This is a genomic window from Bacillus sp. EB600, assembly GCF_024494385.1.
Classification (GTDB): domain Bacteria; phylum Bacillota; class Bacilli; order Bacillales; family Cytobacillaceae; genus JAEVLT01.
Genome location: NZ_JAEVLT010000001.1, coordinates 419,189 through 445,184, shown reverse-complemented (window position 1 = coordinate 445,184; position 25,996 = coordinate 419,189). Strand labels below are relative to the sequence as shown.

The window sequence follows — 25,996 nt, the reverse complement described above, 5'->3', positions numbered from 1 at the left end:
GGGTAAGTTTCATAAAAACATTGCACTGTAATCGTTTTCTAGGGCTTGTCATCTTCCGTTTTTCTTTATAAAATAAGGTAACGTTAATTGACTAGCTATATTAAAAAGCCGGCTACTTGCGGCTTTTTTCCTATTTAATCATAATTATTCGAAATTCGGAAACTTTTTTATGGACGAATCGTACTTGTAGATGATCGTTGGAGGGAGGATTGAATTGGTTCAATTGGAAAAACACAAACTGATGAAATTTGCTGTACAAGTATTGATTTTCGTCATCGCGGTTTTGCTCTTAAATGCCTGTTCATCTCATACAAATTCGAAGGCTCAGCCACCTCCAAAAAACAAGGGTAATTTGCAAACCAAAACAAGGTCAGCGGTGGAAAATCAGGTGAACTGGAAATTACCTATATCCATCCCTGAAGGAGAATTTTATAGAGTCAGCGGTTGGCTTTCAGATGAAGAATTAGTTTATATAACAAATAAAGAACAGACATCAACCTTGTATAGCTATAATCTTACTTCTGGGGGGAGTAAACGATTATTTCAAAGTGAATATCCGATTGGTTCGGTCCTAATCAGCCCATCTAAGAAAAATATTCTAATTCAAGCTGCACCATCTAGCTATGAAGCAAAAATAACCATTATTGATTTACAAGGTAACGAAAAATACTCGCAAATCATTCCTTCTTATGAGTTATCATTTGAGTGGAATCCTTATCATGAATCAGAGATACTCATTTCAAAATTTAAAGAGGATTGGACATTCCAAGTTTATTTAATGGATTTTGAACGCAAAGTGACGAAAGAACTTTCTTTACCACAACCATTTTTAAAATGGACCGGTGAAAATCAGCTTGCCTATTTAAACTGGGATAATAACAATCAAAAATTATTTGCCCCTCTTATGATCCAATCCATAGCAGGCGCAAATAAACAAACAGTATTTCCAAAGGTATTTCAATTTTCAGCTTTTAAAAATATACTCATGACTATTACTGTGAATGAACAAGCGCAAACAAAAGCAAACTATTCCTTTTATGATCAAAAGCTGCATTTGATTTATGCTTTTACCATTCCACAACTGGCTAAATTTTCGGATTGGCTTGTTCCTTTTAATGATTTTAATGAAAGTAAACAGCAATTTATTACCTTTCAACCATTAAAAAGCACGGATGTTGATACTTATACAGAAGGCTTTCAGCTTGCTTCATACGAACTTGATAATGGGAAAAGCTCCATCCTGTTTGAAGGTTTAGACAATGAACCCTTAGCCCTTTCTCCTTCTGGGCAAGCAAGCCTATATGGGAATCGTTTCGAAAAGTTGATTGATTTAAGAACAAGAAAAATAACCGATATGGTGAAGGAATGATGCAACTGTACATTCTTTTCTTCTTTTTCCGTTGCTGTGGTAAAATAAATGTGCATGTTAGATTAAGAAAGTTGGTGCGTGAAAGTGGCAATTATTGATGTTACTGTTATACCAGTTGGTACAGAAACTCCCAGTGTAAGTAAATACGTTGCTAGTGTACAAAAGGTATTAAAGGAATATGCTGATGAAGGAAAAATACGGTATCAGCTGACACCGATGAATACAATTATTGAAGGTGAATTATCTGTTCTTTTTGAAGTGGCACAGGCAATCCATGAGCAGCCTTTCAAAGAAGGACTTCAGCGGGTTTGTACGTCCATTCGAATTGATGACCGCAGGGATATTAGCAGAAAAATGGAAGAAAAAGTGGAAAAAGTAAACAAGCTTTTAAATGAACAAATGTAAAAAGACTGCCAGAGGCAGTCTTTTTAGTTGTTAAGGAAATTATAAAAGATTAATCTGTTGATGCTTGCGCTTTTTGTTCTTCAAAGTAAGCTCTTACAATTCTTTCTAGCTAAAAGCAAGCTGAGCTTAATGTGTTCCGGTTGGTATTCCGTGATTAAGTACGGTCATCACAACAAACCAGCCGAATACTAGAAATGATGCAGCACCCCAAAATGCAGCTAAAAAGTGTTTACTCTTAAGCGAACGCAATGCGCCAACAGCCGCCAAAATCGTTATTATTGCAAAAATAATGACTAGTCCCATGATATAGCCTCCTTTATGATAGAATTAATCAACAAATACATAGTAAACGATTAACTGTTATGTAGGATATGTTATACAATTACATTTATTTTATAGTTTTTTGCCATATTTGTCGAGAGCAAAAATGAGTATATGCTCGTTCATATAATATGATGTCCACTTTTCATTTTATAGATTAACCAAAATGAGGAAACCTTTCTTTTTTTGTGATAAGTTAATGATAGTTATTTTGATGAAATTATCTATTGGAGGTAAGGTAATGAAATGGTCTCAAATTCCCTTGGGGATTATGCAAACAAATTGTTATATAGTTGAAAATTCAGAAGGGGATTGTTTGATTTTTGATCCAGGCAGCGAAGGTGAAAAACTGATATCATGGCTTAATGAAAGAAAACTAAAGCCCGTTGCCATTATGTTAACCCATGCCCATTTTGATCATATTGGGGCAGTTGATGTGGTTCGCGATTTTTTTAACATTCCTGTCTATGTTCATGAAAAAGAAAAAAATTGGCTGTCTGATCCGTGGCTAAATGGTTCGGACCAATTTAGAATACCTCATCCTGTTCATGCCAAACCGGCTGATTGTTTGTTAACAAAAGAAGAAAAAATGCGATTTGGACCATTTGAATTTATGATTTATGAAACACCGGGGCATTCACCGGGAAGTGTTTCCTACTATTTTGAAGCCGCTGAGTTTGTTGTCGCAGGAGACGCTTTGTTTAGAGGCAGTATCGGACGCACAGACCTCCGGGAGGGTAACCATTCGCAGCTGCTAAAAAGCATTCACGATAAGCTGTTAACGCTTCCAGAAGAGACCACTGTGTTACCTGGACATGGACCGGCAACAACCATCGCGGATGAAATGGACGGCAACCCATTTTTAAATGGATTTTAAGCAGAAAAGCGGAAGCGCCCGTTTAGCGGCGTATGGACTGGAGCTCACCGTATGAGATAAAGGAAACACGAAGAGCGAAAGCGATTCGATGTTGACTTATCGTAGGGAGGTGGGCGAAGTACACTAGCCGCTGGGCACTGGAGCTAGACAGCAGAAAAGCGGAAGCGCCCGTTTAGCGGCGTATGGACTGGAGCACACCGAATGAGATAAAGGAAACACGAAGAGCGAAAGCGATTCGATGTTGACTTATCGTAGGGAGGTGGGCGAAGTACACTAGCCGCTGGGCACTGGAGCTAGACAGTAGAAAAGCGGAAGCGCCCGTTTAGCGAAAGCCACTAGTTGCAGGAGGGTTACAATTGATCACCTATTTAAAAGACGTCATCTTAGATTCACCTGGACAGTTGATTACGTACGCAGATTATATAAACGCTGCACTTTATCATCCAAAACTCGGCTATTATATGAAAGATAAACAGAAAATTGGCCGTGAAGGAGACTTTATTACAACAAGCAATGTTTCTGATATTTTTGGGCGAACCTGTGCCAAGTGGTTTGCACACGTCGTGCAAAAAACTCTGCTTCCTCATGTATTTTGTGAGGTTGGAGCAGGAAATGGGCGCTTTGCAAGGGCATTTTTAGATGAGTGGAATGAGAGGATGCCAACACCGCTAACCTACATAATTGTTGAGAGCAGTCCATACCATCGCAAATTGCAAAAAGAATTATTAGACAAAGACTTTATGTTTACACAGGTAGCAAGCATAGAGGAGCTCGGTTCGTTTGAAGGGATGATTTTTTCAAATGAATTATTTGATGCATTGCCAGTTCATGTGATTGAAAAAGAAAACGGGAAGCTTTATGAGGTAATGATTGGAATAAATAATGATCAATTGCATGAGGTGAAGGTCCATTTAACAAACCCCGCCATACATCATTTCTTAAAAGAAAATAAGTTTGAATTGAAGGAAAAACAACGGTTAGAGATTCCTCTGCTAATGGGTGATATGCTGGATGATATAGCAAAGATTTTGGTCAAAGGATTGGTTGTTACCGTAGATTACGGCTATACACATGAAGAGTGGAAGCTACCATCAAGGATTAAGGGCAGCTTAAGAGGATACTATCAACACAAAATGATCGAAAATGTCCTCCAGTATCCTGGTGAAATGGATATTACTTCACATATTCATTTTGATTGGCTGATAAAAAGGGGAGAACAAGCAAAGCTGAGGTTTATCGAGAAACTCAGGCAGGATGAGTTCTTATTGAAAACCGGAATCCTAGAGGAGCTGCAGGATCATTATGATCCTAATCCATTTTCAGAAACAAGCAAACGGAATAGAGCCATTCGCAGTCTCATAGTTCCTGGGGGAATGAGTTCGTCATTTCATGTTTTGATTCAGGAAAAGGGAAACGTTATAGATCAGATTGAATTATTTACGAACTAACAGAAAAACGCTGGAGATCCCCCTCCAGCGTTTTTCCACCATTTGTTTATAAAGCTTGTAAGCTCTATAATGCTCCTTTGAGCGGCATCATAAAAGTAGTCCAATATGTAAAGCCGGCGAAGAAGATGGTTAAATATGCTCCAAAAACATACATATACATTCTCTCTGATAGTTTAAGATAGCTTAGGAGTACGAAAAAACCTGTTTGGGCAAGGAAAAGTAATGCAGTTTTGTCCATATCTCCAAGCCAAAACATTACTGTGAAAATACCTGTCCAAAATCCTAATACTCTAAACATGCGATCCATATAATCCCTCCTTTTACCATACATACCATCAATTAATTATTATAAAGTAAAAGCAATCAGAATGTAAATATCGCTTTCCGAAAAGGACGTCGCTTACATGCAGTAAATACTGCTTTTTAGCTTGATACGACTGCTTGATAACTGCAGTGATTACATCCTGTCATCATATTTTCTTTTTCAATTAGTTCAACAGAAGTAAACAATTCCTCAAACATGCCTTTAAGAAATTCCTGGTGCATATTACATACTGTTTCTGTATGATCCTTTGCCACTTCTTTAAATGGACAATTAAAGATTTGAAAATATATTTTAGTTTGATTTTCATTTACTTCAAATTCAGGGTAAAAACCTGCAAGGGTAGCTGCACTTTTTAATATGTTAAGCTTTTGGTCGAAATCTAATTCATTGCTGGCTATTGATTTTTTAGCTACTTCTTGGTCAATAATCTCTGCACCAAAACGTTTGCCTGTTAAAAATAATGCCTTCTTTCCTTCTTCACCAAGTGATACCATCGTTTCAATCGCGACCTTTGCTAAGAGCATGTAATCGCGAAACGGAAAGTGGAGTTGAATAACATCATCAGAAAGGCGATAAAGCCTGCTTGGTCTTCCACCCTTGCCTGTTTTCTTTGTTTCCGAAACAAGCATGTTAACATCCTCAAGCTTTGATAAATGAAGCCTTGCTACATTAGGATGAATGTTAAAATGGTCAGCTACTTCTTGAACCGTTACTTCTTGGTGACGATTTGTAATGTATTGATAAATGTAATACCGTGTTGGATCTGATAAAACGTTTGTTATTTTTAATGTTTGTTCCATCTTGTTCACCTCGGACCCCCATAATATTTTCTATTATATTACAGCTTCAACAGCAATGGAATGAGGTTTCTAACATAAACACTATATGTTTAGAAAATGTTCACAATTACATACTTATAATGTTCAAAATATGAAAAAAGAAAGGATAAAAAATTACAAATTATACAAAAAAAGAGCAGAAAATCTGCTCCTATTTTACTTTTTTCTCTTTTTAACCTCGGAATATAGGATATACGGCATGATACCAAACCAGCGATACCAAAAGGCAGCTTTAGCCTCGCGCCTTTCTTGTTTATGTCGGACTCGTTCTTCCTTAGGTTGATCTATATATTTGACAAAGGTTTGCGTCATATATTTTACATAATCATTTGTTTTCATGGGCACACCTACCTTATTATGAATCGTTATAAGTATGTCCAAATTAACTGAAAACAAACAATACTATCTTTAATACACCTGTTTTTAGTTAATTTTTCTCGATCCATTTTACTAATTTTTTTAAATTCTTGTCAAAATACCCGAAGCCTACTGCAGTCTCCCCTGAATGAAGATGAAGGGTGAATGTTATTTTCTGCGTACTGCCCGATGGTAAGTCCGCTTGATAATCAACATACCCATTCAGAAATTGAAATGTACCCTTTGTTTCAACTAGATCACCCGATTGAAGCTTGCCTTCCATTTTTTTTACCGTAGTAAGCATATAGTACTCTTGTTGTAAAATGATTTTTGTTTCCTGGTGCATCTTTCTTTCTGTCAGCAGCTGCTGAACTTGGATTGAAAAAAAAATGAGAAATGTGATGAGGATCGCTAGTGTTAAAGGATAAGTAAATCCTTTTTGATTTTTGCTCATTGAGCACCGTTCCAATCAAGAAAAGAATAGATATTTACGATATAATCTCTTCGATTCAAATCCTTAACAGTTACTCTTACAGTGTTAGGCATAAGTGAAAAGTTTACCTCAGATACGTTTTGAAGCAAAACCTCATGTCCTGTACTGTTAACACGCCTTCGAAGTACATTTCCATATTGTTCATAATCGATTGTCCCAGCATCTTCTGTTAGGACTAGACTAGCACCAACCAACTGGGCTTTTGAGCTCATTCGGATCTCTTTTTTGATTTGACTGCAAAATACATCCCATTCCATTGCTTGCTGCCTTTTTTGAAGGTCATTTTGTTGAAGCATGATTTCAAATAGGGGTGAAATGAAAAAGATAATGATGGTAAAAATTGAAAAAGCAAATAGCATTTCGACAAGTGTAAAAGCTCGCTCATTCAGATAGTTGGCAAATGTTTGTTTCTTTATTAAAACGATTTTTTTCAATCTTAACGCATACCTCCTTTTGTCCGGCAACAGTGGTATCTTGCAGATTAATTTGGTAGTCAATTCCGTTGATAACAGTTGTATGATTTTGCGACGACAGAGGATTAACAATGAAGGCTTGGAGTTCCTCATACAAAAGCTGATAGGCTTGCTTTTCCACCTGGAGTTTTCGTGTTTGAGCAGATAAGTCAATCAGAAGCGGTGTGAAAAATAAACCTAACATAAGTAATATCGTCAAAGACAAAAGGAGCTCCGCCAATATATACCCATCATTCTTCAACCACATAAAAGCGTCCCTTTCCAATTAAAACGGTAAGTCGATAATGTTTACTTCCACTGTAAATTAACAAAGAGCCAAATTTGTTCACGAACCCACTTGGAGTGAATTTAAAGGTTAAAGGAAGTGATCCGGGGGAAACACTTACAGCATTTGAATAATACCGCACCAAAAATGGTGGCCAGATATAGGTATTGCGTAAAAAGTAATAATGCTCCTCAGGAAAAATAAAAACGGTCACTTCCTGCTGATGTGAAATAGCATACTGCTGCCCATATAAAAGATCTGTTTGAAGCTGGTTGAGAAACATTTCGGTTTCCAACCGCTCATATTGTGGTTTTATGCTAAAGGCTGTAACCGAGGATATAATCAGGAAAATTGATAAAACACATAAAGCTTCAATTAAAGTGAAGCCTTCTTCTGTTAATTTCATGGTGCAATCGTATTAACTGTTCCGTCTGGTTGAATGGCTACGTCCGTTCCATCTGGGCATTTTCCTGTTTTTAAATATCCCTCGGTCTTTAGTTCATCTATGGATGCCGGTGCCCGATCCTTTTCCATTTCAAATGATTGAATTTGCGCCTCGACCATCTTTTTAAAAGCACTACAGCCCTTGTTATTAATATTGGAATTATTCTTTGTAATATTTGGAATCGTAATAATTAATAACACAGAAATGATCAACATGACGATCATCATTTCAATTAGTGTAAAGCCTTTTTCATTTTTCATAATGGTTTTCCTCCGTCTTTAGATTCCATCCATTAAATGGAACATAGGTAATAATATAGCTAAGTACATGGACACAACGAGAAAGCCGATAAATAAATAGAGCAGCGGCTGAATAGTTTTTAGACTTTTTTCCATCAATTCTTCTAAAACGACGATACAATGTTGACTGTAAAATAATAATTCCTGTTCTAGTTTTCCATTTTCTTGGCCATGCTTGACGATCAGTGAAAGTTCATTTTCAAAAAATGAGAAAGTGGATAAAATAGACTCAAGGGTTACACCTGTTACAAGCTTTAGTTTAATTTGCTTTGCAAGTTCGCTATAAAACGGCTGCTTTTGATTGGTTTCAAATAGCAAGAGTGCCTCTGAGAAGGATATACCGCCAGATAATAGAAAGCTTAATTGAGTGGAAAAATAATGGGTATATAGCAATTTAAGGACATGACCAAGGAAAGGAATATGGGTAAGCTGTTTTTTTTGCTGTAGGATTGAGATTTTTCGGAAAACAAAAAAGTAGTAACCAGTCAATAGTGATAAGAGGATGAACAAGATCATAACTGCTGATGGGAAATAGTTTCCAAAAGTATAAACTACTTTTGTGAAAAAATTTGCTTCAAGGTTCATGGATGTAAACAGGGTGGTGAATTTAGGCAACAATGTTTTTTCAACAAAGAGAAAAAGAAAGCCAGTGATGATGATTAAGATGAACGGGTACTGAAGGAGTTTGAATAATTTATGCATATCCCCTCCTTTTTTCATGGCAAGATTGCTTCCTTCTAAAAGTGCATCAGCAAAGCTTCCATGCTGTTCTGCAAAGTAGACGTAGCCGATTAAGTCATTTTGAAATCCAAGATTTGTTAAGATCTCATGAAAGGCCAGGCCTTTTTTTAATTCAACCAAGCATTGTGTTAATTCCGCTTTTTTTGAGGGGGGCATTTGAAAGGATACAGATTCCATTGCAGCGGCAATCGGGTATCCTCTTGCAAGTAATTCACCTATCCGTCTTAAAAAACGAGCTTGTTCGATAAGAGTCCATTTATGTTTCATCATAAACAAGCCGTTCGTATTCACTTTCTTTAATATAGCCGAGGGCAATCCCTTTCCGAATGACATCCTTTAAGGTTCGATAGTTCATTTCAACTTTATTTCCTTTTGCCTCTTTCATAGCAAGATTCAGGTTTCTTCCTGATAAAAGCTCAAAAACACTTGCCCTTTTCCATCTTCCATATGTGTAGCAAAAAGGGGTACAGTCATCTTCACAAAATGGACAGGTGAGCTCTACTAACCGCTGTGCTGTAACGGCAATCAATGTCTGTTCCACCTCTAGCCAATTAGCCCCAAATTCATGAAGGCGATAGACTGCTCCCTTGGCATCCCTCGTATGCATGGTGGTTAAGACTAAATGCCCCGTTAACGCAGCTCGCACGGCTATTTTTGCTGTTTCACTATCCCTGATTTCCCCAACCATGATAATGTCGGGGTCATGTCTTAAGATAGCTTTTAAACCAGATGCATACGTAATGCCGGCTTTTTCATTTACTTGAACTTGGAGAACGGAGTCATAATTTTTTTCGATTGGATCTTCAAGTGTAATGACGTTGCGGTGAAATAGGTGGGCAGTCTCATTTAAAAGGGAGTAGAGAGTGGTGGATTTGCCACTGCCAGTTGGTCCGGTAAGGATAATCAGCCCATGAGCATGTTTGAGAAGGGCAAGTAACTTTCGGGTCATTAAAGGAAATAAGGATAGCTGATAGAAGGGAATATGTTCTTGCTGGGGCAATAACCGAATAACAAGACTTTCTCGGCTGTTGGAGGGTAGGGTGGAGAGTCTAAGTCCTAGCATTTCCCCATTCATTTCGCTAATAATTGCACCATTTTGCGGGCGTCTTCTTTCTCCAATATCCATATTTGCAGTGAATTTAAAATGAGAAATGAGTCGGTCACACTCTTCTTTTGGAAGGGATAGGTGAGGAATCAACTTATTTGTAAAACGAAATTGGATCAGGGTGTCTGTTCTTCTCGGAATGATGTGAATATCTGTTGCTTGGTTTCGAATGGCATCTGAGATAATTCGGTTTGCTAAAATTTCAGTTGCACTTTCAATAAAAAACACCACCTTTACTTTTATTGATGTACTTATTCGACAAAATTCCGGCTATCCCTTCATTTTTTCGCAAAAAATTTTTAAAAAATGAAGGGAGCTTGGCAGAAAATTAAAATGCTTTCTCTGTTAAGTAAAAAAGGCCGCCATTTATATATGAAATAGTGATTTTAGGTTCATATTGTTCTTGTAAAGCTTGTTTTTCAATTTCGTAGCTCTCGTTTTTGTCTTCATCCTTTTCATAAAAATGATTTAATAGTTTTAAATCTTTTTCCCAGCGGTTCCTTGCATCTTCGGCCCACTGATGCTTTTCCTTTTCAATGCTGTTTTTTAGGTGATTTTCGATTCGAGTGATTCCGCTCCCAGGTTTAATAAGAGGGGAGAGCGTAAATGAATAATCTGGTATTTTTGGTGTCATCTGAATGTGTAACAGTTGGTCATGGAAATCTTCTACCATTTTCCCTGTGATTAGCTGCAAACCGATTGATTTAAAAACATCACGTTTACGATCACATTGATAAGAAATTTTAATATTTAGGCAGAGCCAGGGCAATAAAGATGTTTGTTTGTTAGGATGGTTATGGTTTTCGTAAAGGCGAATATAACCGGCAAGATTTTTGGTTGATTGAAAAATTTGATGAAGCCGGGGCGAACCAAAGTAAACAGTTTCCCCTTTAATAGAATCGGGAGCAGTTTTATGATCTGTAATAAAGGTAAGCTGCATTGGATTAGGAACTCCGCCTGTCTTCTCTAAATAGTGCCAGTAAAAAGGACGGTTCATCAGTTCTTTATCAAGGTCAACTGTCAATTGGACTTTAATATATCCGGGTTCATTTTGAAGCAATTCACAATCATTCGCTTGGAAGTACTGTTCAAGAAATTGATGAATTTCCTGTTGCTGCATGTAATTCCTCCTTTTTTACGTGATTGGCAAACTCAATCATCGAGGTGAGGTTGTCCATTTTAATGCGCATTTCCCCTTCAGAGGCAGACCCACTGAAAATATCAATTAAATGATCTTCGATATTGCCAAACTCAAGCTTTGTAAGGATATCGTCAAGTTCCCCAATAACTTTTTCAAACAGCTGTATTTTTTCATATAGAAGCTTTAAAATATGTTCTTCCACAGTGTCTTTAATTGCAAAATTATAAATCATTACATCCTTTTCTTGACCAAGACGATGAATCCGGCCAATTCTTTGCTCAAGCCGCATTGGATTCCAAGGCAAATCAAAGTTTATGATATGGTTGCAAAATTGCAGGTTAATTCCTTCACCGCCTGCTTCGGTTGCAATCAGGACCTGAGCATGCTTTTGAAAAAGCTCACGCATCCAATCCTTTTTACCACGCTTGAATCCACCGCGAAAAGGGACCGAAGTAATGCCGTTTTGCTTTAAAAACCATTGTAAATAGAGTTGAGTGGCGCGATATTCTGTAAAAATGATGACTTTGTCATTTATTTTTTGAATAAGTTCAAGCGCTTTTTTCGCTTTAGAATTTTGCTCTACTGCCTCAACTTTAGAGATTAAATGTTGAATGTGGTCCGTGTAGGCCTGTGTTGGAGTCTCCTGTTTCGCAAGTATGTTTTTCAGAGTATGATAGACCGCTTCCCTGCTGCTGCATGCTTCCCGCTGCAACGTCATGACAGAAAAGGAACTTGCTTGTGTCCAATCACCTTGACTTCTTAATTCGGTAATCGCATCGTATAATTCCCTTTCCGGCCGGGTAATTTCTATCGGGATTGTTTCCACCTTTCTCTTTGTCCATTCAATTCCCGTATCAGCACGCCGATTGCGAATCATTACTTTATTGACTATTTCCTTTAGATGCTCATCGTCATTTAAGGAGCGGGAATCCCGCTTATATTTTTCATAGAAGGCAGTTTCACTACCAAGATGCCCAGGCTTTAAGAGCGAGACAAGATTAAATATTTCCTCAATTCGATTTTGAATCGGTGTTGCGGTTAACAATAAGCAAAATTTCTTCTTAAGGTTTTGGACAAATTCATAGTTTTTTGTTTTATTATTTTTCAGCTTATGCGCCTCATCAATAATGATTAGGTCATAATCCTGCTGATAAATGATTTCCCTGTGGGGACTGCGTTTCGCGGTATCAATCGATGAAACGACGACATCATATTGTTCCCAAACATAGCTTTTCCGTTGTGTAATTGCGGGAATGAAGAATTTTGAATTTAATTCCGATGCCCATTGCGTGACGAGTGATGCCGGCACGAGGATCAGTACCTTTTTAACAAGGCCGCGAATCATGTATTCTTTTAAAATTAACCCTGCTTCAATCGTTTTTCCAAGCCCGACTTCATCGGCAAGAATGGCTTTTCCGTTCATGGTTTCGATTACTTGCTTTGCTGTTTCAAGCTGATGGGGGAGTGGTGTCAAATTCGGCAGATGCTTAGGCGCTTGAAGACCCTCAAATTCTGGAATGACTAAGTGTTTCTCAATGTCAACTGCGAGTTTGAAAAGCTCCCAATTTCCCCAAGGCCCATCGTGGTCAATTCTATGGAAAAAACCATCCTGCCAGGAGGAATCGAATTCGATTTGGACCGACATGGTATTAGCTCCTTTTATTCAAAAATTTATTGCTCAATGGTATATTTTCCTGTAGGATGTAAATAGTTTTGAAAGTCTGAAATATTGTCAATAGCGCAAAATCCTTAGAGTTTGTTTTAGTATGACCATTCCGCAAAATTTTATAAATGCGAATGACAACAAGGGGAGAGACTACTTATGTTTGTAGCGCCGAAGGAGCAAACAGTGAAGCTGTGAATCTCTCAGGCAAAAGAACTCTTGTTGGACACAGCTCTGGAGAGTGTTTCATTACAACTGAAGCCACCAAAGGGGAACGCCATTTTCGGTTAAACTTTCAGGTAAAAGGACAGGGACTTCCTTTTTTTTATAAAGGGAGGATTCTGTCCTTTTTTTTGGGGGCAAAATAAGCCGATAAAAAGGGGGATTTTGGATGACTGAGTTAAAACGTACACCACTATTCGAAGTTTACAAAGAATATGGAAGAAAAACGGTTGGCTTTGGGGGTTGGGAGTTACCTGTTCAATTCTCAAGTATAAGTTGTACTGACACCTTTTTATAAAAGACGAAATAACGGAAGGGAGCAAGGGTAATGAACCAACATCGCTATTTACCAATGACGGAAGAAGATCAAAAAGCAATGGTTGAAGTGATCGGTGTATCCAGCATTGATGAACTGTTTAATGACATCCCGGAGAAAGTAAGATTTAAAGGCGAATACAAAATTAAGCAAGCCAAACCTGAATCCTCATTAATGAAGGAACTGGCCAGGATGGCAGCTAAAAATGCCGACCTAGTAAGAAATGTATCATTCCTCGGTGCGGGAGTTTATGACCACTACATACCGGTAATTGTGGATCATGTCATCAGCCGCTCTGAATTTTATACGGCCTACACACCATATCAGCCGGAGATTTCACAGGGGAACTCCAGGCTATCTTTGAATTTCAATCAATGATTTGCGAATTGACGGGGATGGATGTCGCGAACTCATCGATGTATGACGGCGGAACGGCGCTTGCAGAAGCAGCGATGTTAAGCGCTGGGCATACGAAAAAGAAAAAAATTATTCTGTCTACTGCGGTTCATCCTGAGTACCGTGAGGTTGTTAAAACATATGCAAAAGGCCAGCGCCTTGAAGTGATTGAAGTTCCTGTCAAAGACGGCGTGACTGATTTAGACGTACTCAAAGGTATGGCTAATGATGACATTGCAGCCGTTATTGTCCAGTACCCTAACTTTTTTGGCCGAATTGAGCCGTTAAAGGAGCTTGAAGAGTTCGTTCACGCTCAAAAAGCTTTATTTGTTGTCTCCAGCAATCCGTTAGCACTTGGAGTTCTAACACCTCCAGGGAAATTTGGTGCTGATATTGTTGTGGGTGATGCGCAAGTCTTCGGGATTCCGACAGCCTTTGGCGGTCCGCATTGTGGCTACTTTGCGGTAACAAGCAAGCTGATGAGAAAAGTCCCAGGCCGCCTAGTTGGGCAAACCATGGACGAACACGGCAAACGCGGTTTTGTTTTGACACTGCAGGCAAGGGAGCAGCATATCCGCCGTGAAAAAGCGACATCTAATATTTGCTCAAACCAGGCATTAAATGCCGTAGCCGCCTCCGTTGCCATGACAGCACTTGGAAAAAAAGGCGTAAGGGAAATGGCAGCTGCTAATATCCAAAAGGCAAATTATGCAAAAGCTGCTTTCAAAGCGAACGGAATTGAGGTTGTTTTTGAAGGACCTTCGTTTAATGAATTTGTAATTAGGCTTAATCATCCAATAAATGAACTAAATCGCCGCCTGTTGAACCAAGGGATAATTGGCGGGTATGATTTAGGACGCAATTATCCAGAGTTAATCAACCATATGCTTGTTGCAGTAACAGAGCTTCGTACGAAAGAAGAGATTGACACTCTCGTGAAAGAATTGGGGGATTTACATGCATAACCAAGACCAGCCGCTTATTTTCGAAGTAAGTACACCGGGACGTATTGGATACAGCCTTCCGGAAATGGATGTTCCTGAAGTGGATTTAAACAGCTTGCTGCCGGTTGGATATGTTAGGGAGGAAGAGGCAGAGCTCCCAGAGGCTTCGGAGCTGGATATCATGCGCCATTATACGGCATTATCCAAACGAAATCACGGGTTGGACTCCGGTTTTTACCCACTGGGCTCCTGCACGATGAAATACAATCCGAAAATAAATGAGAATGTTGCCCGCTTTAACGGCTTTGCCCATTTACATCCATTGCAGGATGAAAGCTCTGTTCAGGGAGCTCTGGAGCTTATGTACGATCTTCAGCAGCATTTAGTAGAGATTACCGGGATGGACGAAGTTACTTTGCAGCCTGCGGCGGGTGCACAAGGAGAATGGACCGGATTGATGCTGATCCGTGCTTTCCACGAAGCAAACGGGGATATGAACCGGACAAAGGTGATTATTCCTGATTCTGCCCACGGAACAAATCCAGCTTCCGCGTCAGTGGCTGGTCTTGAAATTATGACTGTAAAGTCAAATGAAAATGGACTTATTGACTTAGAAGACTTGCGAAGAATGGCCGGGGAAGAGACAGCCGCTTTGATGCTAACCAATCCAAATACACTCGGACTTTTTGAAGAAAATATTGTTGAAGTAGCAGAAATTGTTCATACTGCTGGCGGTAAGCTTTACTATGATGGTGCCAACTTAAATGCGGTTCTCTCAAAAGCCCGCCCTGGTGATATGGGATTTGATGTTGTTCATTTAAATTTACACAAAACCTTTACCGGTCCCCACGGCGGCGGCGGGCCTGGTTCAGGTCCTGTAGGGGTAAAAGCGGATTTGATTCCGTTCCTGCCAAAGCCTGTTCTGACAAAGAGAGGGGAAGAATATGTTTTCGATTACGATCGACCCAAGTCAATTGGCCGTGTAAAGCCATACTATGGAAACTTTGGCATTAATGTCCGTGCCTATACCTATATCCGTTCAATGGGTCCTGACGGCTTAAAAGCAGTAACAGAATACGCGGTTTTAAATGCAAACTATATGATGAGAAGACTTGCACCATACTTTGATCTTCCATATGACCGCCATTGCAAACATGAATTTGTTTTAAGCGGTCGACGCCAGAAAAAATTAGGAGTACGCACTCTTGATATTGCGAAACGACTCCTTGATTTTGGATACCATCCGCCTACCATTTACTTCCCGTTAAATGTGGAAGAGTGTATCATGATTGAACCAACTGAAACAGAATCAAAAGAAACGCTTGACGGTTTTATTGATATCATGATTCAAATTGCCAAAGAGGCTGAGGAAAATCCGGAAATTGTTCAGGAAGCACCGCATACAACAGTTCTCGGGCGCTTAGATGAAACAACAGCGGCCCGAAAGCCAATCTTACGTTATCAAAAAGGTAATTAAGAAGCTGAAGCTAGTGAGTCTTAAAAGTAAAAAAAGAGCTGATTCTAAAACGAATCAGCTCTTTTCTAATAGCTTTAGCTTTACTTCTTAGCTTTAACTTTACCTGACCAACCTTTAAAGCCGCCTTTTAGCTGGGTAAGGTCTTTATAACCTTTACGATATAGGAATTGGGCTGCCCGGCCGCTGCGTGCACCGCTTTGGCAGTATAAATAAACGGGGAGATCTGGACGAACTTCTTTCATGCGCATTCTTAATTGTGATAGCGGGATATTACGAGCTCCCAAAATATGTCCACCTTCAAATTCATTTGGTTCGCGGACATCAATAAGCTGGGCTTTTCGGTAGCCAGCACGAAATTCTTCTTCTGTAACCGTTTTTACTATTTTCCGCCGATAAAGCCCAATAATAACGTAATAGATAACAACGGCTAAAATGATAATTAATAATTCATACAGTGTAGTCAATTTTTCTTGCTCCTTTCAAGCTATGCTGCTCCAGACTTTATTATATAAGTCTACACTTTAATGGTAAAGGTAGTTCACAAAAATTCTTTTTTGCAACCCTAAAAAATTATATCAAAAACAGCTTTCTTTTTTTTTTGTTTATAATTTGATAGACTAAATATCGATTGTAATAATACTTATAAACGAGGTTAAAAGTATGAAGAAAGAAGTATGGCGTTTTATTGATTCCGGAAATGGTTCTCCCGCTTTTAACATGGCTCTAGACGAGGCATTGCTTAATTGGCATAGTGAAGGAAAAATTCCTCCAGTCATTCGTTTCTATGGCTGGAATCCTCCTACATTATCAATCGGTTATTTTCAAAAGGTTGAGAAAGAGATTGATTTAGAAGCAGTAAAGAAACACGGTCTGGGCTTTGTGCGGAGACCAACAGGCGGACGTGGTGTCCTCCATGACCACGAGTTGACGTACAGTGTAATTGTATCAGAAGAACACCCTGAAATGCCAAAGACGGTAACCGAAGCCTATCGGGTTATTTCAGAAGGAATCTTAAAGGGTTTTCAACACTTAGGTCTCGAGGCTTACTTTGCTGTTCCAAAAACAAAGGAAGAACGAGATGCGCTGAAAGCTCCCCACTCTGCTGTTTGTTTTGATGCTCCTAGCTGGTATGAACTTGTTGTAGAAGGCCGTAAGGTTGCCGGCAGCGCCCAAACGAGGCAAAAGGGTGTTATCCTGCAGCATGGATCGATTTTGTTGGATTTAGACGAAGACAAGCTTTTTAGTTTATTTAAATATCCAAATGAGCGTGTAAAAGAACGAATGAAGAAGGCCTTCAAGAATAAAGCTGTAGCGATTAATGAAATTAGTCAGAGGCGAATTACACTTGAAGAGGCTAAAGAAGCCTTTTATAAAGGGTTTGGCGATGGTCTAAATATTGAATTGGAGCCATATGTGCTAACTGCAGAGGAATTAGACTATGTTAATAAAATTGCCGAAGAAAGATATGAAAATGATGAGTGGAATTTTAAGAGGTAATGTTTACGCCGCAGCAATAGCGGCTTTTTCTTTTGTGCCTTTTTTTGGGTCTAGTGGAAGAAAATTAATTCCTATATATGTTTGAAAAGAAAATGTTTCATTTCTAGTCATTTAAAATCGCAAGCAGTGGATTTTGTTGAAATTTATTGTTTTATGGAGAAAACCGCCTGAAATCTTATATTTGCTTCAAAATCTAGTTTATTTTGAGTTTGACAAATTTTTTATTATTTGCTCTGAATACAATATGTTGTGGTTAAGAAAATATTTTCAATACTATATATTGATTTTTTTAATTGTGTTTTGTGTTTTGGTGTGGTAACGTTAAGATATTAAATTTGCAACTAGATCTAGCAATCAGCAAACTAGATTGCTGAATTAGAGAAAGACATATTTGAAGGAGTTGTTCCCATGTCAGTTGTTTTTAGACCAAAACTGAATATTGATTTTGAAAGACTAAACGAGGATATTCACTTGTTTCCTCAGGTACATCCGATTACCCCGGATATGAAAATTACACATAAGGGTGTATCGCGTTTGGTTATGCTGGACCGCTACACGTTTAAGGACACAGAAAAAATTACGCTCACACAAGGTGACTACGTTGTTTTAACTATAAAAGAGGACCCGAAATTCCCTGCTCGTGGTCTAGGCTACATCATGGAAATTGACTGGGAAAAGAAAAGGGCAACCGTTTTAGTAGAAGAAGAGTTTAGAGGCGTGCTTGAACCAGAGGAAGCTGCAACAGGCATTATTAACCGTTCATTGGATGTAATTGAAAAGCCTCTAGAAATTTTTTATGAGCAAATTGCTAAACGTAATGCAACTGGACTGGCTGCTGTTGAGGAAACGGAAGAAAAACGGCAGGAATGGTTCGAAAAGTTTTATGAAGAGCTTGTCAACCTGAACTTTATCCCTGCTGGCCGTGTTCTTTATGGTGCCGGTGCTGAAACGGATGTTACGTACTTTAATTGCTATGTAATGCCATTTGTTGCGGATTCACGTGAAGGTATTTCAGATCACCGCAAGCAAGTGATGGAAATTATGAGCCGCGGCGGCGGTGTCGGTACAAATGGTTCAACATTGCGTCCGCGTAATACGTTAGCAAGAGGCGTAAATGGCAAATCATCCGGCTCAGTTTCATGGCTTGATGACATCGCAAAACTGACGCATTTAGTTGAGCAAGGTGGAAGCCGTCGTTAGTATAAAGCTCGGCGACGTAATCTCGTGAATTGCTGGAACACCCTTAGAGACATTGTCACTACAACGTAGCTGGTAACGGCAAGCGTGAATGTTCAAAAAGACAATGTATTGGGCAATCAGCAGCGAAGCGTCTTTGGAAACAAAGATGAACGTTCAGAGACTATTGAAAGTATCTAAGTTATGTCAAATAATGGAACTACCCAGTAGAACAAGGGGGACTACCATAGTGACTGATAAGATACAAGTAAATCGATCAAATAAACATGCCAAGATCGAGGCACGAGACAAAGAGTTGTTAATTGAAAAAACTAAAACACTTCATGCTCAGGGGTATAGTCAAGTTGAGATATCCAAGATTTTAGGAATCAGTCGAAACACCTTACGAAGATGGAATGATGAACTTAATTTTGTTTCATTGCTTAGTCCAGGTGAAGCTGGAAAAAGAAAATCAAAAGTTTACCAGTATAATGAGAATATTTTCGAAAATATTGATGATCCAAATAAAGCTTATGTTCTAGGATTTGCAATGGGTGATGGCTATATAGTTAATAAAGGCTCGTCAAAAAGATTTTTAATCACCCTCGCAATATCAGATAGGCAAATCATTGATGATATTGCCTCTTACTTTAACTTAGAATCACTCGTCAAAATCCGAAAAGCCACATACTCGAATGAGCAAGATAAGATACAGCTAATTGTAAATTCAACTAAAATGTGTAATGACTTAGCTAAGTACGGTATCTTGCCTAGAAAAACAGGATATGAGATTTTCACAGATCTAAATTCTACTGAGTATCAATGGGCATTTTTAAGAGGATTTTTTGATGCTGACGGATCAATTAGAAAATATTTAAGAAAAGATATTCGTCCTCGTAAGAATGAAGAATTGAACAATAAAAAGATTCATACAAAGACGAAGTTTTCTCTTACTGGAAACAAACAAATGATGGTTCAAATTAAGTCTTTCTTGGAATCAGAAGGATTCAAATTGCCACCAAAAACAATCTTTGAAAAACAAGGATGCGTGTCTTTTGAATTCTCAAGTATAGAAATGATTCGTAAGGTGGGCTTAAAATTATATCACTCAACTACTGGCACCCTATCTCTAAAACGTAAAGAAGAAGTGTTTAAATCAATTTGATCAACGCTTTGATGATATAGTCCGACCTCCAATCGAAAGATGGAGAGTTAGGCAGAAATGACCTAACCCTGTCAACTGACAGAGTAACAAATTTGGGAGCACAAATGATTATGCTGGCAGATTGGCATCCAGACATTATTGAATTCATTATTTCCAAGATGCAAAATCCAAGAATATTACGTTTCTTAATTGAAAATACAAGCGATGAAAAAATTAAAAAACTTGCAAAAGATAAATTAAAATTCACTCCACTAACTCAGCAGGAAACGGATATGTATCAAGGTATTGTTCGATACAAGGACATTCCAGGCTTTGGCGGTTTCAGTGAAGAAATCATTGCAGCGGCTGAGGAAAAGCTTGAAGAAGGCGGGAATTACTCGGTTCACAATCCTGAATTCCTAACAGGTGCAAACATCTCTGTTTGTCTCACAAAGGAATTTATGGATGCCGTTGAAAATGATGAAGAATATGAGCTTCGTTTCCCTTATGTTGAGAACTATAACGAAGAGGAAATGAAAATCTATAACGAAGAATGGCATCAATATGGTGATGTACGTGAGTGGGAAAAGCTAGGACACAAAGTGCGAGTGTACAAAAAAATACGCGCTAAAGAGCTTTGGAACTTAATTAATATTTGTTCGACCTACTCGGCGGAACCAGGTATTTTCTTTATCGATAATGCCAACGACATGACGAACGCCAAGTCGTATGGACAAAAAGTAGTTGCAACAAACCCGTGTGGAGAGCAACCACTCGCACCGTTTTCTGTTTGTAACCTTGCTGCTGTGAATCTTGCGGAAATGGCTGATAAGGAAACAAAAACGGTTGATTTTGAAAAATTAATAAAGACTGTAGAAGTAGGGGTACGGATGCAGGATAATGTTATTAATGCAACCCCATACTTCCTTGAAGAAAATAAAAAGCAGGCACTAGGCGAGCGTCGTGTTGGTCTTGGTGTAATGGGACTCCATGACTTGCTGATTTACTGTGAGACAGAATACGGTTCAGAAGTAGGCAACAAGCTTGTTGATAAAGTGTTTGAAACGATTGCAACAACAGCCTATAAAACATCAATTGAATTGGCAAAGGAAAAGGGAAGCTTCCCATTCCTAACTGGTAAGACTCCTGAAGAAACAAACAGGTTAAGAAATGCCTTTATCGAAACAGGTTATATGAAAAAAATGCCTGAAGAAATTCGCAGTTCGATTTTAGAAAGTGGAATTCGAAACTCCCATTTGCTTACTGTGGCTCCAACTGGAAGCACTGGTACAATGGTAGGAGTTTCAACAGGCTTAGAGCCATATTTCTCATTTTCATACTTCCGCAGCGGACGCCTAGGTAAATTTATTGAGGTCAATGCAGATATCGTTCAAGAATATCTTGAACAGCATCCGGAAGCAGATAACGACAACCTTCCAAGCTGGTTTGTTTCCGCAATGGAGCTGGCTCCTGAAGCGCATGCGGATGTACAATGCGTGATCCAGCGCTGGATCGATAGTTCGATTAGTAAAACCGTCAATGCACCTAAAGGCTACAGTGTAGAGCAGGTTGAAAAATTATATGAGCGGCTTTATCATGGTGGGGCTAAAGGCGGCACAGTTTACGTTGACGGTTCACGTGATTCGCAGGTGCTGACACTTAAAGCGGAAGAAAATCATCAGGATGATTTTACAGCTGTAAAAGTAAAACAAAAACAACATGTTGTTTTAGTTGATACAATCAATGATCTACGTTCAACTGATGTAACGATTGGTTCTGAAGTGGGCAATACATGTCCAGTTTGCCGTAAAGGAAAAGTAGAGGAAATCGGCGGCTGCAATACATGTTCAAACTGCGGAACCCAATTGAAATGCGGCCTATAATAAGCAGAAGAATACAGTAAAGAGGATGGAAAAAACTTTTCCGTCCTCTTTTTTTTGACTTGCTCTTTTTTAGTTCATACTACAAAAAAGACTTTGAAAAGAGGGGTAACTATGGATCCTTTTATGCCGCAATTAGTTTATATTGAGCCGCAGGCATTGGAATATCCGCTTGGCCGGGAGCTAAAAGAAAAATTTGAAAAATTAGGTCTTGAGATTCGGGAAACAACCTCACATAACCAAGTTAGAGGAATTCCTGGTGAGAATGAACTTCAGAAATACCGGAATGCAAAATCAACTCTCGTCGTTGGAATCCGCCGAACATTGAAGTTCGATACATCAAAACCATCTGCAGAATACGCGATTCCGCTCGCGACAGGCTGCATGGGCCATTGTCATTATTGTTATTTGCAAACAACCCTCGGCAGCAAACCGTATATCCGAACATACGTAAACCTGGAGGAAATCTTCGATCAGGCCCAAAAATACATAGATGAGCGAAAACCAGAGATTACTCGTTTCGAGGCCGCATGTACCTCCGATATTGTTGGAATAGATCACCTGACCCATTCTCTTAAAAAGACAATTGAATTTATTGGTCAAACCGAGTTTGGGCGGCTGAGATTCGTCACCAAATTTCATCATGTTGACCATCTTCTCGATGCCAACCATAATGGTAAAACACGATTTCGCTTCAGTGTCAATTCCCGTTACGTTATAAAAAACTTTGAACCAGGTACATCGTCCTTCGATGAGCGGCTTGAAGCAGCTCGTAAAGTGGCGAAATCAGGTTATCCGCTTGGGTTTATCATTGCTCCTATCTACATGCATGATGATTGGAAGGAGGGTTATCGAGAGCTTTTTGAACGACTGGAGGAACATTTAACTGGCATTTCGCTGAATGATTTAACCTTTGAACTAATTCAGCACCGGTATACCAAGCCAGCAAAAAATGTAATTGCAAAACGGTACCCCAAAACAAAGCTGGAAATGGATGAGGAAAAGCGCAAATACAAATGGGGGAGATATGGAATTGGAAAATATGTCTACCCTGATGAAGCGGCCCGAGATTTAGAAACAACGATCCGCGGGTATGTAGAAACTTTCTTTCCAAATGCCACTGTCCTATATTTCACATAAAAAATTACTTTGTCCGCCGTACTATTTCTTTATGTTGCTGCTTAAAGATGTATATATAAATACATCTTAGGAGTGTCTACTATGAATATCGACGGCGTTTTCTCTGGAGGGGGAATCAAAGGTTTTGCACTTGTTGGAGCCTGTGAGGAAATTGAGAAAAGAGGCTTTCGATTTGTAAGGCTTGCCGGGACCAGTGCCGGTTCAATTGTTGCAGCCTTAGTCGCAGCAGGATATACAAGCAAAGAAATTTACCAACTTATTGATGAACTGGATTTAACAAAATTACTTGATGCCAGAAAATCCATCATACCATTTGCTAAATGGTTGTTTGTATATTGGAAGCTAGGATTATACAAAGGAAATGAGTTAGAAAAGTGGTTAAAGCAAAAACTTGAAGCCAAAGGGATCAAGACATTTTCTGATCTGCCTCCGCAAGCGCTTCGAGTTATTTCGTCTGACCTTAGTAATGGTCAAATGATCGTCCTGCCAGACGACTTGGAGCGTTATGGAATATCACCAGGATCATTCTCGATTGCAAAGGCAATCAGAATGAGCTGCAGCATCCCCTATTTTTTCGAGCCGGTAAAATTACGCACAATGGATGGGGTGAACATCCTCGTTGATGGGGGGGTACTAAGTAATTTTCCAATTTGGTTATTTGATAAGGAAGATGTACAGAAAGTTAGACCTGTACTAGGAATTAAGCTGAGCCCAAACGTGTTTGAACACGAGAAGCACCATATTGGGAATGCAGTTCAGTTATTTTCTGCATTATTTGAAACGATGAAGGATGCACATGATGCAAGATATATCTCGAAACGACATGCTAAGAATATAATTTTTATTACGACAAAAGGAATACTTTCAAGCGAATTTCAGCTGACTAATGAACAGAAACAGGCATTGTATCAAATGGGCCGAAGCCAAGCCCAACAATTTTTTAAGTCTTGGTGCTATTAGGAGACTTAGTATTCCTGAGTTGTATTTACTAACAAAACAAATCGAGCACCTAAAAGGATGCTCGATTTTTCTTTTTGCCTTTTTTTCCGTCAATAACAGTTAAATGAGCAGTTTTTTTGTGCTTCTTCTTGGCTACCTTCTTTAATGTTGCTAACGTCCCTTGTGAAGTGCTTTTTGTATCTTTTTTTTGCAATCTTTTCTTCGATCTTTTTGCTGCTTTTAGAAACGCACGCTGCTCTTTTTTCTGAGGACTTTTTTTATAAATAAGCCGAACAATAAAGTATATTGCTATGCCGATCACGACGACGACAGCTATTCCCTGAAGAAAACCGGTTGGATTTGACATAAACATACCGGAGACACCAATTAATGCAAGAACAACTAAACCACCTACGAAAAGACCTGCAGTCCGATTTTTCAAGAGAGCCACCTCCTTAAGAGCATCATAAGCATTTTTTAATTCTTTTAAACGCGAAAAAGGATAAATTAAACAATTTCTTCAGTGTTGTTTTGGTCTTCTGTTTCTTTTTCCATTTTCAGTAGTTCCTTAAAGGAACAAAGAGCCACCTCAATTTGATCATTGTTGGGCTCCTTTGTTGTCAAAAGCTGCAGCCATAAACCCGGTAAACCTAAATATTTAAATACCGGCACATCCCTTAATTTGTTTGTACCTTGAAGGACCTCAAACGCGATACCCAAAACGACAGGAATCAAGGCTACACGGTCAATTATTCGCAGCCAAAGAGGACTTGTGGGGACAAACATATAAATGAAAACACCGACAACAACTGTAAATAGGATAAAACTGCTGCCACACCTGTAATGAAGACGAGAATGAGCACGGACATTGTCAACCGTTAATTCTTTTCCTGATTCAAAGGTATTAATTACCTTATGTTCTGCACCATGATATTGAAACACTCTTTTGATCAATGGTGTTAGTGAAACAAAATAAATATAGAAAAGCAACAGCAAAAGCTTAAATAAGCCTTCAATTAATACTTGGGCAAAATCAGATTTAAAAATAGGTCGGGTTAATTCTGCTAAGAAAACAGGTACTAATGTAAAAATGAATTTTCCGAATAAAAAGGAAATGATTCCTATAGCAGCAACCCCTAAGTACATGGTCAACTTAGATGGTTCTTTTTCTTTTAAGGCATTGTCATCCTCCGGGTTTTGATCGAATCTTTCGGTTGAAAATGTTAAATGCTTTGAACCATTAGCGCTTGCTTCGATTATGGAAACAATTCCTCGAATAAATGGAATTTTTCTTAATAAAGAAAAAGCGGGATTTGGCTTTCGCGGCACATGAAAATATTCAATCGACTGGTCTTTTCGGCGGATAGCTGTAACATAATGATGCTTGCCACCGAACATTACGCCTTCGACAACCGCTTGGCCGCCATAAACAGGTTTTTGAGTTTCAGACATGTAAGTAAACACCAACCTAATATTAAAGTTGCACTACAGTAAAAAAACTGTATGTACTTAATCTTATTCTACTAAATATAAGAAAAAACCTCTAGGAATGACATAATTATTCCAATTTATTTTTGTGTAGCTTTTTTTGATGAAAGGGAATTGAATGCTTTGGGCATAATAATGCAGAAATTCAGATGCCATGACTACGTATTCATGGGGGAACATTGTAATTTTATATAGTTTATATAATGGTTAGACGGAGGTAGCAGCAATGGCAATCGAAAAGAATGAAAAAAAATCGCATTATCCTAAACCTATGTCTATTATAACACTTGTTTTTTGGACTGGTCTTTTTGGAGGAATGTTTTGGTCTGCAATCGGGTATTTAGCCTACTGGTTTAGTTTTACAGAAATTCACCCCAATGTCATTCTAGAACCATGGGCTGTTGGGGATTGGAAAAAAGAATGGCTTGGTACGGTTATTTCAATCATCCTAATTGGAATCTTTTCCGTTGGAGCTGCTTTTCTGTATTATGCAGTCCTGAAAAGGTTTATCGGCATTTGGCCGGGAATCGGGTATGGCATTGTTATCTTTTTGCTTGTTTTTTTCGTTTTGAATCCCCTCTTTCCTAGTATTGGCCCTTTTAATGAGCTGAACAGGGATACAATCATTACTTCGCTTTGTTTATATATAATATATGGTTTATTCGTTGGATATTCGATAAGTTATGAGTATCAAAACCATCGACTAGTTAGGGAAGAGGCAGAAACATAATTCAACATTAGGCGGAAAAAATTTGATGTGATAAAATAAATCTATGAGCCCAATTAATTTTTTTTTGGAGACATACATTGA

General features: G+C 38.7%; 27 protein-coding genes, 3 pseudogenes and 1 riboswitch. Of the genes and pseudogenes, 14 read left to right on the top strand and 16 right to left on the bottom strand.

What is annotated here, in order from left to right; translation table 11 throughout:
* Positions 1–214 precede the first annotated feature (214 nt).
* Positions 215–1,369 carry a YqgU-like beta propeller domain-containing protein gene (locus tag JN080_RS02400; RefSeq protein ID WP_256234279.1) on the top strand — a complete coding sequence of 385 codons (1,155 nt, stop codon included), beginning with the start codon at positions 215–217 and terminating at the stop codon, positions 1,367–1,369.
* An 84-nt stretch (positions 1,370–1,453) separates the two neighbouring features.
* Positions 1,454–1,774: an MTH1187 family thiamine-binding protein gene (locus tag JN080_RS02395; RefSeq protein ID WP_256234278.1), complete on the top strand. Its 321-nt coding sequence runs from the start codon at positions 1,454–1,456 to the stop codon at positions 1,772–1,774.
* A 126-nt stretch (positions 1,775–1,900) separates the two neighbouring features.
* Here the strand turns inward: JN080_RS02395 and JN080_RS02390 are convergent, their stop codons facing one another.
* The gene (locus tag JN080_RS02390) at positions 1,901–2,077 is read right to left on the bottom strand and encodes a DUF2759 domain-containing protein (RefSeq protein ID WP_256234277.1); all 177 of its coding nucleotides are present in this window, start codon (positions 2,075–2,077) and stop codon (positions 1,901–1,903) included.
* Positions 2,078–2,336: 259 nt separating this feature from the next.
* On the opposite strand from JN080_RS02390, the gene JN080_RS02385 reads away from it, so the two are divergent.
* Positions 2,337–2,972, top strand: a complete 636-nt coding sequence (locus JN080_RS02385) for an MBL fold metallo-hydrolase (RefSeq protein ID WP_256234276.1) — start codon at positions 2,337–2,339, stop codon at positions 2,970–2,972.
* 356 nt (positions 2,973–3,328) lie between these two features.
* Complete coding sequence (locus JN080_RS02380; RefSeq protein ID WP_256234275.1) at positions 3,329–4,420, top strand: class I SAM-dependent methyltransferase; 1,092 nt, start codon at positions 3,329–3,331, stop codon at positions 4,418–4,420.
* 64 nt (positions 4,421–4,484) lie between these two features.
* Here the strand turns inward: JN080_RS02380 and JN080_RS02375 are convergent, their stop codons facing one another.
* The 12 genes from JN080_RS02375 to JN080_RS02320 form a co-directional block, all read right to left on the bottom strand.
* A complete protein-coding gene (locus JN080_RS02375; RefSeq protein ID WP_256234274.1) occupies positions 4,485–4,727 on the bottom strand; it encodes a DUF2626 domain-containing protein in 243 nt (80 codons plus the stop codon).
* Positions 4,728–4,843: 116 nt separating this feature from the next.
* Positions 4,844–5,545, bottom strand: a complete 702-nt coding sequence (locus JN080_RS02370; protein ID WP_256234358.1) for a helix-turn-helix transcriptional regulator — start codon at positions 5,543–5,545, stop codon at positions 4,844–4,846.
* Between the two features lie 195 nt (positions 5,546–5,740).
* Positions 5,741–5,923, bottom strand: a complete 183-nt coding sequence (locus JN080_RS02365) for a YqzE family protein (protein ID WP_256234273.1) — start codon at positions 5,921–5,923, stop codon at positions 5,741–5,743.
* Positions 5,924–6,011: 88 nt separating this feature from the next.
* On the bottom strand, positions 6,012–6,395 hold the full coding sequence (comGG, locus tag JN080_RS02360) for a competence type IV pilus minor pilin ComGG (RefSeq protein WP_256234272.1): 384 nt from the start codon (positions 6,393–6,395) through the stop codon (positions 6,012–6,014).
* Positions 6,392–6,868 (bottom strand): competence type IV pilus minor pilin ComGF, encoded by a 477-nt coding sequence (gene comGF, locus JN080_RS02355; protein ID WP_256234271.1) that lies wholly within the window; start codon positions 6,866–6,868, stop codon positions 6,392–6,394. The genes comGG and comGF overlap by 4 nt, the downstream gene beginning before the upstream one ends.
* Positions 6,816–7,154, bottom strand: coding sequence for a hypothetical protein (locus JN080_RS02350; RefSeq protein WP_256234270.1), 339 nt, complete (start codon positions 7,152–7,154; stop codon positions 6,816–6,818). The genes comGF and JN080_RS02350 overlap by 53 nt, the downstream gene beginning before the upstream one ends.
* Entirely contained in the window at positions 7,138–7,578 is a 441-nt protein-coding gene (gene comGD / locus JN080_RS02345) for a competence type IV pilus minor pilin ComGD (protein WP_256234269.1), read from the bottom strand. The genes JN080_RS02350 and comGD overlap by 17 nt, the downstream gene beginning before the upstream one ends.
* Complete coding sequence (gene comGC / locus JN080_RS02340) at positions 7,575–7,877, bottom strand: competence type IV pilus major pilin ComGC (RefSeq protein ID WP_256234268.1); 303 nt, start codon at positions 7,875–7,877, stop codon at positions 7,575–7,577. Before comGC ends, comGD begins: the two co-directional genes overlap by 4 nt.
* Before the next feature lie 18 nt (positions 7,878–7,895).
* Positions 7,896–8,927, bottom strand: coding sequence for a competence type IV pilus assembly protein ComGB (gene comGB, locus JN080_RS02335; RefSeq protein ID WP_256234267.1), 1,032 nt, complete (start codon positions 8,925–8,927; stop codon positions 7,896–7,898).
* The gene (gene comGA, locus JN080_RS02330) at positions 8,914–9,990 is read right to left on the bottom strand and encodes a competence type IV pilus ATPase ComGA (RefSeq protein WP_309144647.1); all 1,077 of its coding nucleotides are present in this window, start codon (positions 9,988–9,990) and stop codon (positions 8,914–8,916) included. Before comGA ends, comGB begins: the two co-directional genes overlap by 14 nt.
* A 100-nt stretch (positions 9,991–10,090) precedes the next feature.
* Positions 10,091–10,882 (bottom strand): YqhG family protein, encoded by a 792-nt coding sequence (locus JN080_RS02325; protein ID WP_256234266.1) that lies wholly within the window; start codon positions 10,880–10,882, stop codon positions 10,091–10,093.
* A complete protein-coding gene (locus tag JN080_RS02320) occupies positions 10,851–12,548 on the bottom strand; it encodes a DEAD/DEAH box helicase (protein ID WP_256234265.1) in 1,698 nt (565 codons plus the stop codon). Before JN080_RS02320 ends, JN080_RS02325 begins: the two co-directional genes overlap by 32 nt.
* Positions 12,549–12,700: 152 nt before the next feature.
* A riboswitch (glycine riboswitch) is annotated at positions 12,701–12,795 on the top strand.
* Between the two features lie 162 nt (positions 12,796–12,957).
* Here JN080_RS02320 and JN080_RS02315 point away from each other — a divergent pair.
* From JN080_RS02315 to gcvPB, 3 genes and pseudogenes are all read left to right on the top strand, one after another.
* A pseudogene (locus JN080_RS02315) lies at positions 12,958–13,062 on the top strand (hypothetical protein); the annotation flags it as partial.
* Positions 13,063–13,116: 54 nt separating this feature from the next.
* Positions 13,117–14,465, top strand: a pseudogene (gene gcvPA, locus JN080_RS02310) (aminomethyl-transferring glycine dehydrogenase subunit GcvPA).
* The gene (gcvPB, locus tag JN080_RS02305; RefSeq protein ID WP_256234264.1) at positions 14,458–15,921 is read left to right on the top strand and encodes an aminomethyl-transferring glycine dehydrogenase subunit GcvPB; all 1,464 of its coding nucleotides are present in this window, start codon (positions 14,458–14,460) and stop codon (positions 15,919–15,921) included. Before gcvPA ends, gcvPB begins: the two are co-directional and overlap by 8 nt.
* Positions 15,922–16,001: 80 nt before the next feature.
* On the opposite strand, the gene JN080_RS02300 is transcribed toward gcvPB, so the two are convergent.
* The gene (locus JN080_RS02300) at positions 16,002–16,385 is read right to left on the bottom strand and encodes a rhodanese-like domain-containing protein (RefSeq protein ID WP_256234263.1); all 384 of its coding nucleotides are present in this window, start codon (positions 16,383–16,385) and stop codon (positions 16,002–16,004) included.
* A gap of 196 nt (positions 16,386–16,581) precedes the next feature.
* Here JN080_RS02300 and JN080_RS02295 point away from each other — a divergent pair, with 196 nt between their 5' ends.
* The 6 genes and pseudogenes from JN080_RS02295 to JN080_RS02270 all read left to right on the top strand — a co-directional run bounded on the left by JN080_RS02295 (position 16,582) and on the right by JN080_RS02270 (position 23,718).
* Entirely contained in the window at positions 16,582–17,418 is an 837-nt protein-coding gene (locus JN080_RS02295; protein WP_256234262.1) for a lipoate--protein ligase family protein, read from the top strand.
* A gap of 408 nt (positions 17,419–17,826) precedes the next feature.
* Positions 17,827–18,615: pseudogene (locus JN080_RS02290) on the top strand (ribonucleotide reductase N-terminal alpha domain-containing protein); the annotation flags it as partial.
* Positions 18,616–18,844: 229 nt separating this feature from the next.
* Positions 18,845–19,759, top strand: a complete 915-nt coding sequence (locus tag JN080_RS29575; protein WP_256234261.1) for a helix-turn-helix domain-containing protein — start codon at positions 18,845–18,847, stop codon at positions 19,757–19,759.
* A 92-nt stretch (positions 19,760–19,851) separates the two neighbouring features.
* On the top strand, positions 19,852–21,621 hold the full coding sequence (locus JN080_RS02280; protein WP_256234260.1) for a vitamin B12-dependent ribonucleotide reductase: 1,770 nt from the start codon (positions 19,852–19,854) through the stop codon (positions 21,619–21,621).
* A 111-nt stretch (positions 21,622–21,732) separates the two neighbouring features.
* Complete coding sequence (splB, locus tag JN080_RS02275; RefSeq protein ID WP_256234259.1) at positions 21,733–22,758, top strand: spore photoproduct lyase; 1,026 nt, start codon at positions 21,733–21,735, stop codon at positions 22,756–22,758.
* 81 nt (positions 22,759–22,839) lie between these two features.
* Positions 22,840–23,718, top strand: coding sequence for a patatin-like phospholipase family protein (locus tag JN080_RS02270; RefSeq protein ID WP_256234258.1), 879 nt, complete (start codon positions 22,840–22,842; stop codon positions 23,716–23,718).
* Between the two features lie 49 nt (positions 23,719–23,767).
* Here JN080_RS02270 and JN080_RS02265 read toward each other — a convergent pair whose 3' ends face one another.
* Positions 23,768–24,148 (bottom strand): SA1362 family protein, encoded by a 381-nt coding sequence (locus JN080_RS02265; protein ID WP_309144646.1) that lies wholly within the window; start codon positions 24,146–24,148, stop codon positions 23,768–23,770.
* A gap of 56 nt (positions 24,149–24,204) precedes the next feature.
* The gene (locus JN080_RS02260) at positions 24,205–25,149 is read right to left on the bottom strand and encodes a DUF1385 domain-containing protein (protein WP_256234256.1); all 945 of its coding nucleotides are present in this window, start codon (positions 25,147–25,149) and stop codon (positions 24,205–24,207) included.
* Positions 25,150–25,411: 262 nt separating this feature from the next.
* On the opposite strand from JN080_RS02260, the gene JN080_RS02255 reads away from it, so the two are divergent.
* On the top strand, positions 25,412–25,915 hold the full coding sequence (locus JN080_RS02255; protein ID WP_256234255.1) for a YqhR family membrane protein: 504 nt from the start codon (positions 25,412–25,414) through the stop codon (positions 25,913–25,915).
* The last annotated feature ends 81 nt before the right edge of the window (positions 25,916–25,996 follow it).